This window comes from Streptomyces sp. NPDC042259 (assembly GCF_055582085.1).
The window spans coordinates 691,787-706,496 of the sequence record NZ_JBVJDW010000003.1; the positions used below are offsets into that span (position 1 = coordinate 691,787).

General features: G+C 74.7%; 12 protein-coding genes. 2 read left to right on the forward strand and 10 right to left on the reverse strand.

Annotation, left to right across the window (positions count from 1 at the left end; genetic code table 11):
* Positions 1-71 precede the first annotated feature (71 nt).
* The 4 genes from ACZ6MA_RS11855 to ACZ6MA_RS11870 form a co-directional block, all read right to left on the reverse strand.
* The gene (locus ACZ6MA_RS11855; RefSeq protein ID WP_469433044.1) at positions 72-1,922 is read right to left on the reverse strand and encodes an ABC transporter ATP-binding protein; all 1,851 of its coding nucleotides are present in this window, start codon (positions 1,920-1,922) and stop codon (positions 72-74) included.
* A 222-nt stretch (positions 1,923-2,144) separates the two neighbouring features.
* Entirely contained in the window at positions 2,145-2,906 is a 762-nt protein-coding gene (locus ACZ6MA_RS11860) for an NUDIX hydrolase (protein WP_469433046.1), read from the reverse strand.
* 102 nt (positions 2,907-3,008) lie between these two features.
* Complete coding sequence (locus tag ACZ6MA_RS11865; protein ID WP_469433047.1) at positions 3,009-4,961, reverse strand: glycogen debranching N-terminal domain-containing protein; 1,953 nt, start codon at positions 4,959-4,961, stop codon at positions 3,009-3,011.
* A 261-nt stretch (positions 4,962-5,222) separates the two neighbouring features.
* Positions 5,223-6,785, reverse strand: coding sequence for a DUF4192 domain-containing protein (locus ACZ6MA_RS11870; protein ID WP_469433048.1), 1,563 nt, complete (start codon positions 6,783-6,785; stop codon positions 5,223-5,225).
* A gap of 164 nt (positions 6,786-6,949) precedes the next feature.
* Here ACZ6MA_RS11870 and ACZ6MA_RS11875 point away from each other — a divergent pair, with 164 nt between their 5' ends.
* Positions 6,950-9,115: a RecQ family ATP-dependent DNA helicase gene (locus tag ACZ6MA_RS11875; RefSeq protein ID WP_469433049.1), complete on the forward strand. Its 2,166-nt coding sequence runs from the start codon at positions 6,950-6,952 to the stop codon at positions 9,113-9,115.
* 257 nt (positions 9,116-9,372) lie between these two features.
* Positions 9,373-9,954, forward strand: coding sequence for a hypothetical protein (locus tag ACZ6MA_RS11880; RefSeq protein ID WP_469433050.1), 582 nt, complete (start codon positions 9,373-9,375; stop codon positions 9,952-9,954).
* A gap of 134 nt (positions 9,955-10,088) precedes the next feature.
* Here the strand turns inward: ACZ6MA_RS11880 and ACZ6MA_RS11885 are convergent, their stop codons facing one another.
* From ACZ6MA_RS11885 to ACZ6MA_RS11910, 6 genes are all read right to left on the reverse strand, one after another.
* The gene (locus ACZ6MA_RS11885) at positions 10,089-10,730 is read right to left on the reverse strand and encodes a hypothetical protein (protein ID WP_469433051.1); all 642 of its coding nucleotides are present in this window, start codon (positions 10,728-10,730) and stop codon (positions 10,089-10,091) included.
* Between the two features lie 58 nt (positions 10,731-10,788).
* A complete protein-coding gene (locus tag ACZ6MA_RS11890; RefSeq protein ID WP_469433052.1) occupies positions 10,789-11,490 on the reverse strand; it encodes a ribonuclease HII in 702 nt (233 codons plus the stop codon).
* A 64-nt stretch (positions 11,491-11,554) separates the two neighbouring features.
* Positions 11,555-12,448 (reverse strand): ADP-ribosylglycohydrolase family protein, encoded by an 894-nt coding sequence (locus ACZ6MA_RS11895; RefSeq protein ID WP_469433053.1) that lies wholly within the window; start codon positions 12,446-12,448, stop codon positions 11,555-11,557.
* A gap of 11 nt (positions 12,449-12,459) precedes the next feature.
* The gene (locus ACZ6MA_RS11900) at positions 12,460-13,119 is read right to left on the reverse strand and encodes a histidine phosphatase family protein (RefSeq protein ID WP_469433054.1); all 660 of its coding nucleotides are present in this window, start codon (positions 13,117-13,119) and stop codon (positions 12,460-12,462) included.
* 79 nt (positions 13,120-13,198) lie between these two features.
* Positions 13,199-13,804 (reverse strand): YdbC family protein, encoded by a 606-nt coding sequence (locus ACZ6MA_RS11905; RefSeq protein WP_469433055.1) that lies wholly within the window; start codon positions 13,802-13,804, stop codon positions 13,199-13,201.
* A 33-nt stretch (positions 13,805-13,837) separates the two neighbouring features.
* Positions 13,838-14,668: an arylamine N-acetyltransferase family protein gene (locus tag ACZ6MA_RS11910; protein WP_469433056.1), complete on the reverse strand. Its 831-nt coding sequence runs from the start codon at positions 14,666-14,668 to the stop codon at positions 13,838-13,840.
* Positions 14,669-14,710: the final 42 nt, after the last annotated feature.

Consider the following 14,710-nt stretch of genomic DNA (forward strand, 5'->3'; position numbering starts at 1 on the left):
CCGCGCCCCCTCGGGGCTCCCCCGGGCCCACGGCCGCCGTGGCCGCGCTCCCGGCCGCCGGTCACCGCCCATCACGGCCTGCCCCGGAACACGGTGAGCACGTAGGCGCCCAGGAGCACCGCGAGGGACAGGGCCAGCGCCCAGCCGACGGGCTGGGACATCAGCCGCAGGGCCGCGGCGAGCGCCTGGTCCACCCCGGACGGCCACCGCACCAGGGCCGTGGAACGCAACCGCTCCGGGAGCCCCACCAGCGAACGGGCCGTCGGGTGGGCGAGCACCCCGCCCAGGACGGGCATCACGAGCGTGGGCACCGCGAGCACCGCCACCAGCCCCAGGGCCGTGGACCGGAACACACCGGCGGCGAGAAGACCGGCCCACGCGCAGCCGAGGGTGAGCCCCGCCCAGCCGGCGAGCGTGAGGGCCCAGTGGGCGGGGAGGACGACGGCGGGGTCGCCGAAGAGCAGCCTGAGGGCGGCCGCGTCGAGTCCGATGGCGGCGAAGGCGAGCAGCAGGGCGGCCATGGCCGTGACCGCGAGCTTGGCGACGAGCAGTCCGAGGCGGCGGGGAACGGGGCCCTGGTGCGGCGCCAGTGCCGGGTAGCGGAACTCCTGGCCGAAGGCGAGGGCTCCCAGCAGCCCCGCGCCGAAGGCGGCCGGGGGGAGCGGCATCGGCACCGGCCAGCCGGTGAGGAGGCGCAACGCCGGGGTGTCGCCGGTGCGGGCGAGCAGCACGGAGGCCACGAGTGAGGCCGTGAGGGCGAGGGCCCCGGTGATCCAGCCCGTCCGTACGCCCGTGGCGCGGCGCAGTTCGTAGAGCAGCGGCCAGACAGGGCCGGGGGCGGGCAGCCGGGGCTGGACGCGGGCCTGCGAGCGGGATGTCGGCGGCGCCGGGGAGCCGGTGTCGGTATCGGTAGCGGTGCCGGTGGCCGGGGCGGCATCGAAGCCGGCGCCGGGGTCCGTGCCCGGTTCCGCGGCGGCCGTGGAGGCAGGGGCGGCGGGGCGGCGGCCGTCGGCGCGGTGCAGGGGGGACACGGGGCCGGTGTCCCCGGTCTCGTCGGCCAGGCGGTGTACGAGGATGCCGTGGCGGTAGGCGGTCTCGCCGACGGCGGCACAGCTGCTGCCGTAGACGTTGATCCGGCTGCCGCCCTCGTGCGTCACTTCCACGGGGGGCCCGTCGGGGGACGCGCGCACCACGTCGGCCTCGACGGTGAGGACGTGGGCGAGGCGGCTCGCGAACGGTGAGTGGACGGCGACCCGGGGGCGCAGCCGGGTCCGGGCGAAGTCGGCGGCCTCCTGGTCGGCGACGAGACGGCCCCGGTCGACGGTGACGACCCGGTCGCCGATGCGAGCCGCCTCCCTGGGGTCGCCCGAGGTGACGAGCACGGCGCCGCCCTGGGCCGCGTAGCCGCGCAGCACGCCGTGCAGCCAGGCGGTCTCCCGCGGCGAGAGGCCTTCGGCGGGTTCGTCGAGCAGCAGGGTGTGCGGATCACCGAGGAGTGCCGCGGCGAGACCGAGACGGCGGTCCATGCCGAGGGAGAAGCCGCCGAGACGCTGGTCGGCGAGACCGCTGAGCCCGACGACCTCCAGGAGGTCGTCGGCGCGCTCCGCGGGCACCCCGGCGGCGGCGCTGAGCATCCGCAGGTGGCCGCGGGCGGTGCGGGCGGGGTGGCCGGGGACGTCACCGAGCAGCACGCCGATCTCACGGGTGGGGTGGGGCACCCGGTCGAGCGTGCGACCGCGGAACAGCGCCACTCCGCGCCCGGGGTCGAGCCGCAGCATGAGCCGCAGGACGCTGGTCTTGCCCGCCCCGGGGTCGCCGAGCAGCACGGTGACCCGGCCGGGGCGGGCCTCGAAGGTGAGGTCGTCGACGGCGGGAGGGTGGTTGCGGCGGGGGGCGCTGGTCAGCCCGATGGCCTGGATCATGGCTTCTCCCGCGGGGCGTGGGACGGCTCGGCGCGGGAACCCTGGGCTACGGGACGCACGGAGCACGGGGACGTACCGCAGCACCGTAACCCGATATGCCCGATTTGCTCCGCACGGTAGGCATTCCCGCCCGCCGTGTCCGCCGACCCGGTCGGCGTCCGCCCCGTGGCAGCACCCGGAGCGCGTCGGGCGCCCCCGCGCCTGGCGGCGCCCGGACGCGCCCTACGCCTCGGGCCGCAGCATCGGCGGGTTCAGCAGCGTGGCCCCGCCCGCCCGGAAGAGCTGCGCGGGGCGGCCGCCCTGGCGCGTCGTCGTTCCGCCCGTGGGCACCAGGAAGCCGGGCGTGCCCGTGACCTTGCGATGGAAGTTCCGCGGATCCAGGGCGACGCCCCACACCGCCTCGTACACCCGGCGCAGCTCCCCGACGGTGAACTCCCGCGGGCAGAAGGCGGTGGCCAGTGAGGAATACTCGATCTTGGAGCGGGCCCGCTCGACGCCGTCGGCGAGGATACGGGCGTGATCGAAGGCGAGCGGCGCGGCCAGCTCCCCGTCGCGGCCGTAGCCGTCCGCCTGGTTCAGCAGGTCCTCCACGGGCGCCCACCGCACGCTGCGCGCGTCGCCGCCGGCGCGCGGGGCGGGCAGATCCGGCGCGAGGGCGAGGTGGGCCACGCTGACGACCCGCATCCGGGGGTCGCGCTTCGGGTCGCCATAAGTGGCGAGCTGTTCGAGGTGCGCGGCGTTCGCGGGAGCGGGCCCGGCCGGGTCGTGGGCGTGCAGCCCGGTCTCCTCGGTCAGCTCCCGGGCGGCCGCAGTCGCCAGGTCCTCGTCCCCCCTGACGAATCCGCCCGGCAGTGCCCAGCGCCCCTGGTAGGGAGGCTCACCCCGGCGGACGGCCAACGCGCACAGCGCGTGGCGCCGCACGGTGAGCACGACCAGGTCGACGGTGACGGCGAAGGGCGGGAAGGCCGACGGGTCGTAGGGCATGACGCGATCATAGTCGTCTGCTTGACGATAAACAGGGCCTTGTCGACTGCTCACCCATGACTCTTCGGATGACTCTTCGGGCCGCTCGGCCCGCACCCGCGCTCACACCCCCAGTTGCAGACCGTCGGCGGCTTCCTCCACCATGCCGAGCCCCAGCCGGCTGATCCGCACGGCGAACGGCTGGTCGGCGACCCGCAGTCCCGTGAACCGCAAGGCGCCCAAGGGTGCGGTTGGCGGCGGCCGGACCGCCACGCTCCCCGCCGGCACGTCGGGCCGCACCCCGGCGAGGGCGGTCAGGAGCTGGACCGCGCCCGCGGCGGCGACCGCGGCGGGGCGGCAGGCCGCGGGGTGCGGCAGCGGCACACTGCCGGTGGTGCGCTGCTCCCCCGCGTACATCTCCGGCAGCCGGTACCCGAAGGCCTCGGCGGCGTCGAGGGTGCCGCGCAGCAGTCCGCCCGCTTCCTTCTCGAAACCGGCGGCCGCCAGCCCGGCCACGGCCACGGCCGTCTCGTGGACCCGCACGGCCCCGCTGCGGTGGCCGAACGGGTTGTGGCCCGGCTCCTTCGCCCCCAGGCTGCGCAGCCCCCAGCCCGAGTCGAGCGCCGGCCCGCCGAGCAGTCGGGCCAGCTGCTCGCTCCGCACCTGGTCGAGCAGGCCCGGGGCGTACTCGCCGGCCCCGAGCAGACCCGTGTCGAGCAGATGCGCGGCGGCGCAGCCCAGATGCGGTATCCGCCGGCCGTCCGGCATCAGGGCCGCGACGGGGCGTCCGCCGCCGGGGTCCTCGGCCCAGAAGTCGTCCCGGAAGCGGCGCCGCAGCTCGCCCGCCCAGTCCCGCCAACCCTCCGCGCCGGGGCGGCCGCACGCCTCCAGGAGATCCGCGCCGAGCAGCGCGGCACGGTGCGCGTGCGCCTGCACCTCGCAGCGGTACGGCCCGTCGGGGCCCGGGTCCGCGAGGTAGCGGCCCTCCCCCACCGCCGAACGCAGCCAGCCCAGGCACCGCTCGGCGGCCGGCAGCAGAGCTTCGACCTCCCGCTCGGCCAGCCCCCACCGCCGGGCCTCGGCGAGGACCACGGGGAACAGCAAGGTCGCCTCGACGCCCGTGCACCCCGGCGGCAGGTGCGCTCCCGCGTGCCGCAGCGCCCCGGGGATATGGCCGCCGTCCGCGTGCGGCCCGGGCAGTTGCGCGCGGGCCAGGGTGCGCAGTGTCCCGGCGGCGAGGCGGACGCCCAGGGGCAGTGTCATCCGGGCCGCCCACAGCGCCTCGGCGGGGGCGAGGTGACCACAGCGCCATGGGACGCCCGCGGCGAGGTGGACGTCGGCGGGCTGCGCCGGGTCGCGGACCAGCAGCGCGCGGAGATCGTCGAGGCTGGCCTTCAGCAGGGCCGCCGCCCGTGGGTCGTCCCCCTCCGCCGCCGCCTCGGCCCAGGGCACGGTGCCGCCTCGGCCCCGTGGTGCCGCGCTCTCGGCCGGTCGCGACCGTCCGGGCAGCTCCACCCGGACGCGGAGTTCGATGCTCCGAGTACCGCCGGGCGGCAGCTCCAGCTCCCAGCACAGCAGGCCGGCGGAGGCGAGGGAGTCCCCGGGCGCCGGCTCCGCGGTGACCATGACCTGGATCCCGGCCGCGGACCAGCGCAGCCCGCAGGCGTGCACCGCGGCGGGAATCTCTGGGCCCGCGAGGCCGGAGGCGACCGCGCCGAGTTCGGCGAGGTCGGTGCCCAGGGACACTTCGACGCCCAGCTTCAAGGCGCGCGCGGCCGTGCTGCGCAGGGTGATCCGCTCGGTGCCCTCGGCGTCCCGCAGCCGCTCGACGGTGACGGCCGGGTCGGGTCCCGAGTCGGCGACGGTCCGTACGGTGCCCACGAAGCGGGCCCGGTCGGCGGCGAGCAGCCGGCCCTGGACGGGCACCGGTTCGGCTCCGGCGACCCGCACCCGGCAGCGTGCCAGCAGCCGGCGCCCCGCGCGGTAGAACCCGTCGAGTCCGTGGCCGGTCAGCTGTCCGTCCTCGCCGGAGATCGCGAGGGCGGGCAGCGCCACACAGATCAGCGCGTCGTGCACGGGCTGCGGACCGTGCCCGCGCCCCGGTCCCGGGCGCCTGACGGCGGGCGGGCGGCGTGTCGAAGCGGGGCCCGGGGTGGGGCCCGGGGCGGGCCTCGGGCCAGGGCCCGGGGTCAGGGTCGGATGGCCATGGGGGACCTTGCCTTGCATGTGTCTGCGCTCCCTGTGGACGTCGCGACCGGGCGACGGACGGCGGCGGGGCCGCCTAGGTGAACGGCGCGGGGGCCACGTAAGTCACGGTGCCCCCGCCCAACACCCTGATCACTGCCGGCCACGAGCCCCTCGCGGCCCGTTCCGCCGCCGCACCCGTGCCCTGCCCGCGGGCCCGTTCGCCCCGCCGGGCCCTGCGGGGCGGACGTTCCCGGCGTTCCTGAGGGCGCTCCCTTCGCCGACGGACCCCGCCCGGTCGCTCGCACCGGTTTCGGCCGCACCCTGGGGCGGGCGGCGACGCCGCCTGGTCCGGGGCGCCTGCTCCACGCCCTGGCCGGCGCCGTCCGCGTCGGCGCTCGCCGCGCGGTCCGCTTCGGCGTGCGCGGCGGCGTGCACGGCACGGTCGGCCCGCTCACGGCGCAGGCAGCGGCGCAGCGGCTCGGGGTCCATTCCCTCGTTGCAGGCGCGTTGCAGGAGCTGGGCGAAGAGGTACTCGGGGTCGGTGGTCAGCGCGAGGCTCAGTGCCACCCGGGCCTCGGGCTGATCGCCGGTGGACCAGGCGACCCAGCCGGCGAGGGTGAGCGGCGCGGCCGCGTGCTCGGCGTACGAGGACACACAGCGCCGGGCGAGGGCGCGCCAGAGGCGGAGCACCGAGGGGGCGAGGGGGCCCTCCATCCATTCCGCCGCCCGGTCCCGGGTGGCGCGGTCCTGGAGCCCGAGGATGATCGCGGCGGCTTCGTCGTGGGCGAGGAGGGCGTCGTCCTGGGCGTCCGCCTCCGGTTGCCGGGGGTGCGGCGGCGTGGTGTGGAGCCGGTCGAGTACGAGCCGGGCCAGGCCCATCGTCTCCTCGCGCACCGTCTCGCAGTCCGTCCCGCGCAGGATGCGGGGCACGAGGTCGGCGGCCGCGGCGTCCAGCGCCCGTTCCTGCTCGTCGGCCGCAGGGCCGGTGAGCGGTGCGAAGCGGGCTTCCATCTGGCGCAGGGAGCCGCGCACCTGGATGCCGGCGTAGGCGGCGGCCGCCGCCATGACGGAGGTGCCGGGCACGGCCAGCGGGGTGCCCTCCGGTGGGCAGCACCGGGTGTCGGGGCAGCAGTAGGACCAGAAGCGGCCGTCGGAGATGCACAACGCCTCGTAGACCGGCACCTCCAGTCCTCCGCAGGCGAGGCGCAGGCACTGGGCGAGCGGACGCAGCCGCTCCATCACGTCGCGCGCGGTCTCCCCGGCCCCGGGATCCTGGCAGAGGAACAGCACGATGCCGTCGGGCCGGGCGCCGCGCTTGCTGCTGCCGGCGATGAGGGTCTCGGCGAGCTGGGTGCTGACTTCCGGCCATTCCTCGCGGGTCCGTGGAATGCCGAGCCTGAGCCGGCCGCCGAAGCGGCCGCGCTCGCCGTGCAGCGCGACCATGACGACGCTGTCATCCGGGAAGAAGCCGAGAAGGTACGGCAGGGCGTCGGCCAGTTCGGCCGGGCTGCGGAGGCTGATCTGCTCCTCCGGCGACGCGGTCGGCGCGCCGGACGAGACGGACGAGACGGATGAGTCCTCCGGAGCGGAGGAAGCGGAGGGAGTAGCGGCGGCGGGGGTGGTCGGGGAGGCGGCGGCGGAGGCTGCCGGATCCGCGGAGGCGGGTGTAACCGACGAGGTGGACGGGCGGGCTGATTCATCGCGCTTGGTCATGGCCCGAGAGTCCCGCGGAGGTGTCAAGGTCCGCCAGGCCTGTGGATAACTCCCGCATATTGTCCTACTAACCCTGTGGACAACGGGGTTTCGAGCCCTCGGCGTTTTCCACAGGCCGACGGTCCCATTAGCGCGATGTCAGTGGCCTCGTGTTGCATGGGGGCATGAGCAACGAAGATCTCCACGCCTCGGCCGACGCCGTCCTCGCCCGCCTCGTCGGGGACACCACAGGCACGGCCACGTTGCGTGAGGATCAGTGGCGCGCGATCGAGGCGCTGGTCGCGGAGCACCGGCGCGCGCTCGTGGTGCAGCGCACCGGCTGGGGCAAGTCGGCCGTCTACTTCGTCGCCACCGCGCTGCTGCGCGAGCGCGGCAGCGGCCCGACGGTCATCGTCTCCCCGCTGCTGGCCCTGATGCGCAACCAGGTGGAGGCCGCCGCGCGGGCCGGGATCCGGGCGCGGACGATCAACTCCGCCAATGTCGAGGAATGGGACACCGTCCAGGCCGAGATCGCCGCGGGCGAGGTCGACGTGTTGCTGGTGAGCCCCGAGCGGCTGAACAATCCGGATTTCCGTGACCAGGTGCTGCCCAAGCTCGCCGCCGCCACGGGTCTGCTCGTCGTCGACGAGGCCCACTGCATCTCCGACTGGGGCCACGACTTCCGGCCCGACTACCGCCGGCTGCGCACCATGCTGGCCGATCTGCCCCCGGGCGTTCCCGTCCTCGCGACGACCGCCACCGCCAACGCCCGGGTCACCGCCGACGTCGCCGAGCAGCTGGGGACGGGCGAGGGCGCCGCGAAGACGCTCGTGCTGCGCGGGCCGCTGGACCGGGAGAGCCTGAGCCTCGGCGTCCTGCGGCTCCCCGACGCCGCCCACCGGCTGGCCTGGCTCGCCGACCATCTCGACGAGCTGCCGGGCTCCGGCATCATCTACACCCTCACCGTCGCCGCCGCCGAGGAGGTGACGGCGTTCCTGCGCCGGCGCGGCCACACCGTCTCCTCCTACACCGGCAAGACCGAGAACGCCGACCGGCAGCAGGCGGAGGACGACCTGCTCGCCAACCGCGTCAAGGCGCTCGTGGCCACCTCCGCCCTGGGCATGGGCTTCGACAAGCCCGATCTCGGTTTCGTGGTCCACCTGGGTTCGCCCTCCTCCCCCATCGCCTACTACCAGCAGGTGGGCCGCGCCGGCCGTGGCGTCAAGCACGCCGAGGTCCTGCTGCTCCCGGGCCGTGAGGACGAGGCGATCTGGAAGTACTTCGCCTCCCTCGCCTTCCCTCCGGAGGACCAGGTGCGCCGCACGCTGGACGTGCTGGCCGCCTCCGACCGGCCCGTGTCCCTGCCCGCCCTGGAGCCGCAGGTCGAGCTGCGGCGCTCACGCCTGGAGACCATGCTCAAGGTCCTCGACGTGGACGGCGCGGTGCACCGCGTCAAGGGAGGCTGGACCGCGACCGGCCGGCCGTGGGCCTACGACGGCGAGCGCTACGCGTGGGTCGCGCGGCAGCGCGAGGCCGAGCAGCAGGCGATGCGGGACTACGCCACCACGACCGAGTGCCGGATGGAGTTCCTGCGCCGCCAGTTGGACGACGAGCAGGCGGCCCCCTGCGGGCGTTGTGACAATTGCGCGGGCGCCAGGTTCACCGCCGAGGTCTCCGGTGTGGCGCTGGAGGCGTCACGCGGCGAACTGGGGCGCCCCGGTGTGGAGGTCGAGCCGCGGCGGATGTGGCCGACGGGCATGTCGGCCGTGGGCGTCGATCTCAAGGGCCGCATCCCGGCGGGCGAGCAGGCCGCTCCCGGGCGGGCGCTCGGGCGGCTCTCCGACATCGGCTGGGGCAACCGCCTGCGACCGCTGCTCTCCCCGCAGACGCCGGACAACCGGATTCCGGACGATGTGGCGGACGCGGTGGTGACCGTGCTGGCCGACTGGGCCCGGGGTCCCGGCGGTTGGGCCTCCGGCGCCCCCGACGCGCCGTCCCGGCCCGTGGGCGTCGTCACCCTCGCCTCGCACACCCGCCCCCAGCTGATCGAATCCCTCGGCCGGCACATCGCGACGATCGGCCGCATGCCTCTGCTGGGCTCCGTCGCGTACCGGGACGCGGCGACGGACACCCGGTTGCCGCGCACCAACAGCGCACAGCGCCTGCGGGCGCTCGACGGGGCGCTGACCGTGCCCCCCGCGCTCGCCGAGGCACTCGCGTCGGCGGACGGGCCGGTGCTGCTCGTGGACGACATGGCCGACACCGGATGGACCCTCGCCGTGGCCGCGAGGCTGCTGCGCCGGTCCGGCGCCAAGGAGGTGTTCCCGCTGGTCCTGGCCGTTCAGGGGTGAGCCGTCGGATTCCCGGGTGAACCGCAGCCCGCCGCTCGGGCGAGGGGGGAAGATACGAGCGGCGGGAAGACAGGCGACGAACCACCCGATACCCGTCAGTGGCGCCAATCGGTCGTTGCCGGGCGGCTGGTGCGCCCGCGAGAATTGGGACCGACCCCCCGCTCCCGCTCCCACGGCTTCGCCGGGACGGCCTTCGTGGTGCGCGCCGCGCTCTGCCGCGCCGCCCGGGCCGTGGGCGCGCCGACGAAGGGAGAACCGTGGCTCTCGGTATCGCCGCCCCAGCGTCAGCCGATTCCGTTTCCCGGTTGGTGCGGCAGCTCGAACCCGCCGAGTGGGCCGCCGCCAGGATTCCTCTGCTGCGCGATCCACGGGACGTCGTCACCGGGCTGCACGAGCGCCACTCGCCGACACCGTCGACGGCTGTCGTCGCCGTTCTGGGGCCGGACGAGCGGCTCGTCGCGAGTGCCTCCCTCGCCGGACGGCCGGCCACGGTCGACGGATGGGAGCTTCGCAACGCCCTCCTGGCCCAGTTGCGCCGGGTGATCCCGCATGACCTGCGTCGCAGGACGCCGGTCCGCACGGCCGTATTGCTCTACTGCCGTGAGGGCCAGGGGCATTGGACCGAGGAGGACGGCGCCTGGATGTGGGGCCTGCGTGACGCGTGCACCTTGCACGGGCTGCGCTGCGGCGCGTACATCACCCTGACCCGCGGTGGGTGGCGCGTTCTCGGCGAGGGCCGGGCCGGCCGGCAACCGCGCTCTCCCGCGCGCCCGGTGGCGTCCCTGAGTTCCTCCGGTGGCGGGGCCCCGGAGGCACACCGTCACACGGCTGCCCGCTGACAGGCACGGCCGGGCGGCAGAGCCGGTCGGCCGCTCCGGCGACGCGCGTGTCCGCGCCGCGGGGCCGCGGGCTCGCCGATCCGTCGGTCGCCGGCACCCCGCCAGGGAGTGCCGGCGACCGACGGGGCCGAACGCTAGACGCCCGTGGCGAGAAGGGCGTTGACCCGCTGCGGGTCACCACAGACGATCAGCAGCGCACCGGCGCGGGCCATCGCCGCGGGCAGCGCGCCGGTCACCACGGCGTCCGTGCCGCCGTTGACGGCGACGACCACGACCGGGCGGGCCGTGGCACGGGCCGCGTCGGCACCGGCGTAGAAGACGTCGTCCCCGGCGTCGTGCTGCGCCCAGTACGACGCCTCACCGAAGGACAGCTCGTGCGCCGCCCAGGGGTGAAGGTCGCCGGTGGTGAGCACCAGGATCTCGCCGGGCGCGCGGCCGGTGTCGAGCAGCAGGTCGACGGCTTCGTCCGCCGCGTCCACCGCACCCTGCGCGGAGGCGGGGATCAGCTGGATCTGCGGGGTGGCCGCCGGGGCGGGCCGCGGCGCCCGCGCCGGTATCGAGGCGGCGGCCGGGGCGTCCGTCACCGTCTCGCGCGGGCTGCGCGGGGCGGGGACCGGTGCACGGTTCGAGCCGGGGTTTCCGGGTCGCGCCGGGACCGGACGGGGGCCGGGGCCAGGGACGGGGCGGGGGGTCTGCGTGGTCCGGCCGGCGGTCGGAACTGCGCGGGGACCCGGGACACTCTCGTGAATCTGAGGCTCCTCGGGGATGAGAGGCATGAGTTGATGTTTATCAAACGCCGGTGCGGGTCGCATCGGCGGGTGGCCACAGGGCCGCTCAGAAGTCGAAGCCGATCTGGCCTCCGGCCTCCAAGGCGACTGTTTCGGGGCTGACGCGGGGCCGTTTGAGGTGCTGCCACCGCGGCAGCGCGTCCAAGTAGGCCCAGGACATCCGGTGGTGCGGAGTCGGGCCCAGCTCCCGCAGAGCGGCCTGGTGCACCGGCGAGGGATATCCGGCGTTGTCGCAGAAGCCGAAGTCCGCGTGGTCGGCGCCCAGTTCGGCCATCATCGCGTCGCGCCGGACCTTGGCGATCACGGAGGCGGCGGCGACGACCACACAGGACTGGTCACCCTTGATGACCGTACGGACCTTCCAGGGGGCGCCGAGATAGTCGTGCTTGCCGTCGAGGATCACCGCGTCGGGCCGCACCGGCAGCGCGTCCAGGGCGCGGCACGCGGCCAGTCGCAGCGCCGCCGTCATTCCCAGCTCGTCGATCTCCTGGGGGGAGGCGTCACCGAGGGCGTGGGCGGTCACCCAGCTCTCCAGCTGCTGGGCGAGCGCGGTGCGCCGCTTGGGCGTCAGGAGCTTGGAGTCGGTGAGGCCCTCCGGCGGCCGGCGCAGCCCGGTGACGGCCGCGCAGACGGTGACGGGACCGGCCCAGGCACCCCGGCCGACTTCGTCGACACCGGCGACGATCTTGGCTCCGGTGGTGGCGCGGAGCGAGCGCTCGACGCTGTGGGTAGGCGGTTCGTACGGCATGACGCTGTAAGCGTACGCCCCGGAGGCGGCACGCGGTGCGCCGCCCCCACTACCGCCCGTCAGCTCAGCGTGCGGTGGCCGGCAGCCAGTCGGGCAGGTCCTCGGTCTGCCGCAGCCAGTCGGCGGGCGGGGCGCCGCGCGTCCCGGCCGCGACCACGCCGCCGGCGATGGCGCACGTGGTGTCCACGTCGCCGCCCGCCTGCGCGGTCGTCCAGAACGCTTCCTCGAAGGATTCGAGGTGGCGGGCCGCCGCCCACAGCGCGAAGGGTACCGTGTCGTGGGCGCTGGTGCGCCGGCCGCAGCCGAGGACGGCCGCGACGGTGGTCGCGTCGCCGTAGTCGAGCATGTCGCGGGCGCGGCGCAGCCCGGCGTGCACGGCGCTGCGTGGCACCAGGGCGATCACACCGTCCAGCAGCGCGCCCGGGTCGACGGAGCCCGCCGGGTCGGCGGCGATCGCCGCGGCGGCGGCCACGGCCATGGACCCGGCGACCGCCTCGCGGTGCTGGTGGGTGGTGTAGGCCGAGATCTCGGCCTGGTGCGTGGCCTGCTCCGGGTCGTCCGCGTACCAGGCGCCCAGCGGGGCGATGCGCATGGCGGCGCCGTTCCCCCAGGAGCCCTGGCCCTGGAACAGCGCGGCGGCCAGCTCGCGCCAGTCGCCGCCCTCCCTGATCAGCCGCAGCATCCGGTTGACCGCCGGGCCGTATCCGCGGTCGAAGTCGTGGTGCGCGGCGAAGGAGCGCGCCAGGGCGTCCTGGTCGATACGGCCGTGCTCGGCGAGGACGGCCAGCACGGAGCAGGCCATCTCGGTGTCGTCGGTCCACTGCCAGGGGGCGGGCGGCAGCTCGCGGCGCTTGAGGGACGGATAGTTGTCGGGGACGAAGAACTGGGAGCCGAGGGCGTCGCCCACGGCCAGCCCTCGCAGGCTCCCCAGGGCTCGGTGGAATCGGTCAGCGGTCATCGCAGCGAACTCTAACCGGTGAAGCCGTACGATTCGGGGGTGCACCAGCGCTCGAACGGACGGTCCAGGTGGTACCGGCCGTCGGGTCCGAGCAGAAGGGCACGGCTCTCGGCGTTGCCCGGGTTCGACAGGCACTCGAACTCGGCGACGGTCCAGTGCAGCCAGCGCATGCAGAACAGCCTCATGGTCAGACCGTGCGTGACGATCAGTACGTTCGGCGGGTGCGCCGGGTCCTCGAAGCTGCGCCACAGGCTCTCCAGGAAGGCGCCCACCCGGTCGTAGACGTCCGCGCCCGACTCGCCCTGGGCGAATCGGTAGAAGAAGTGCCCGTAGGCGTCGCGGTACACCTTCTGTTTGCGTACGTCTTCGCGCTCCTGCCAGTTCCCCCAGTCCTGCTCGCGCAGCCGCGGCTCCTCGCGGACCCGGACCAGGCGCGGGTCGAGGCCGAGGGCCTGGAAGGTCTGGTGGGTGCGGCGATAGGGCGAGACGTAGGCGGAGACCCGCTCGTCCCCGAAGAGCGCGCGCAGCCGCACTCCGGCTTCCTCGGCCTGTTTGCGGCCCTTCTCGGTCAGGCTCAGGGCGTGGTCGGGTTCCCGTTCGTAGACGGTGTCGTCGACATTGCCTTCCGACTCTCCGTGTCGGATGAGAACGATGCGCCGGGGCCGTGACATGCCGCCACCCTAGATCGAGTACCGGCCACCTGCCTCATCGATGCGAGAGGGACTCGTCGATGCGGGAGGGGCCGGACGGTCACACCGTCCAGGACGGCTCTAACGCGACGATGTCGCCCGCGATGGCCGCCACGTCCGCCTCGGTCTGGGCCCGCAGGGCGAGCCGCTCCACCCGCTCGGTGCGGTACTTGCCGTGCTCGGCCTCGGAGTTCCACATCGAGAGCACCAGGAACTCCCGGCCGGGCGCCTCGCCGAACACCCCGCGCAGCATTCCCGGGGATCCGGCCATCGCCGGATTCCACACCTTCTCCTGCATATGCGTGAAGTGCTCCACCCGGTCCGCACGGATCCGGCAGTGGGCGAACCGCACCACGTCCGCGTCCGAGAACTGCGGCCGGAAACCGACCTTCACATCGAAGCGGTGCTCGAAGAGCCGGACCTGGACGTCCTTGTACGTGCCGGCCTGGGAAGCGGCCAGTCTGTCGTGCGAGCGCGCCATGAACGAGTCGTAGAAGGCACGGCTCTCCCAGAACCCGAAGAGATGCGCCACCTGCGGACGCCCGCGGCTCCAGCCACCGCCCTGCCCCCGGAATCCCGGCTCACCGAGCAACCCCGCCCATTTCCGCTGCCCCCGCTCGAACCCGCGGCGGTCCACCACGGTGCAGCGAATCCACTTGACCAGCACCGCGCCATCGTACGGCCCCGGCCGTGGCGCGTATCACGTACCGGAGGAGTACACCCGCGTGAGCGTCTCGGCGTCCGCCGCGCCCAGCTCGATCCGGAACTCCCGCGAGAGCACCTCCGTCAACTCCTCCACCCCGATCTCGCAGGCGTCACGCGAGCCGTCGGCACGAGCACGCGTCAGGACCGGGCCGACCAGGTTCCGCCGGTGATCGGACTCCGTCCGCTGCACTACGGGCCGGGAGACGAAGGGTGAGCGCGGATGCGTCGAGATGTAGTGGTTCATGACGGCGTAGTCGACGGGGAACCGCTCCTCCGGGCCGAACGCGTAGAGGTCGAACCATCCCTCCGGATGGAGCGTGCGCAGGACGCGTACGTCCTTCTGTTCACGCGCGATTCCAAACGTCCAGTCCCCCTGGCGCTCCCGTACCCCGTCCCGGAGGGCCAGCGGCTCCAGCAGGCCCTCGCCGCCGAACCCGACGTCGCACAGCCACGGCTCGCCGTCGGCCTCGACCTTCAGGGCCATATGGGTGACGGCGCGCTGCCGGTCGCTGCCCATGCGGACCCGTGCCCCGAGACCGGTGAAGGGGAAGCCGATGCGCTCCAGTGCGGCGGCCAGCAGCAGGTTCTGCTCGTAGCAGTAGCCTCCGCGGCGCCGGGTCACCATCTTGTCCTGAAGCGCCGGGACGTCCAGCAGTATGGGGCGGCCGAGCAGGATCTCCAGATTTTCGAACGGGAAAGCGGCCACGTGCCCCCGGTGCACCGCCCGGAGCGTCGCCAGGTCCACCCGCGGTGTTCCCTCGAATCCGATGCGTGCCAGGTAGCCGTCGAGGTCCAGCTCGTCGCCGCCCCACAGACACTCGCCCATACCGCCGCTTCCTCCCCTTGTCCGGACGTCCCGCCAGTGTGC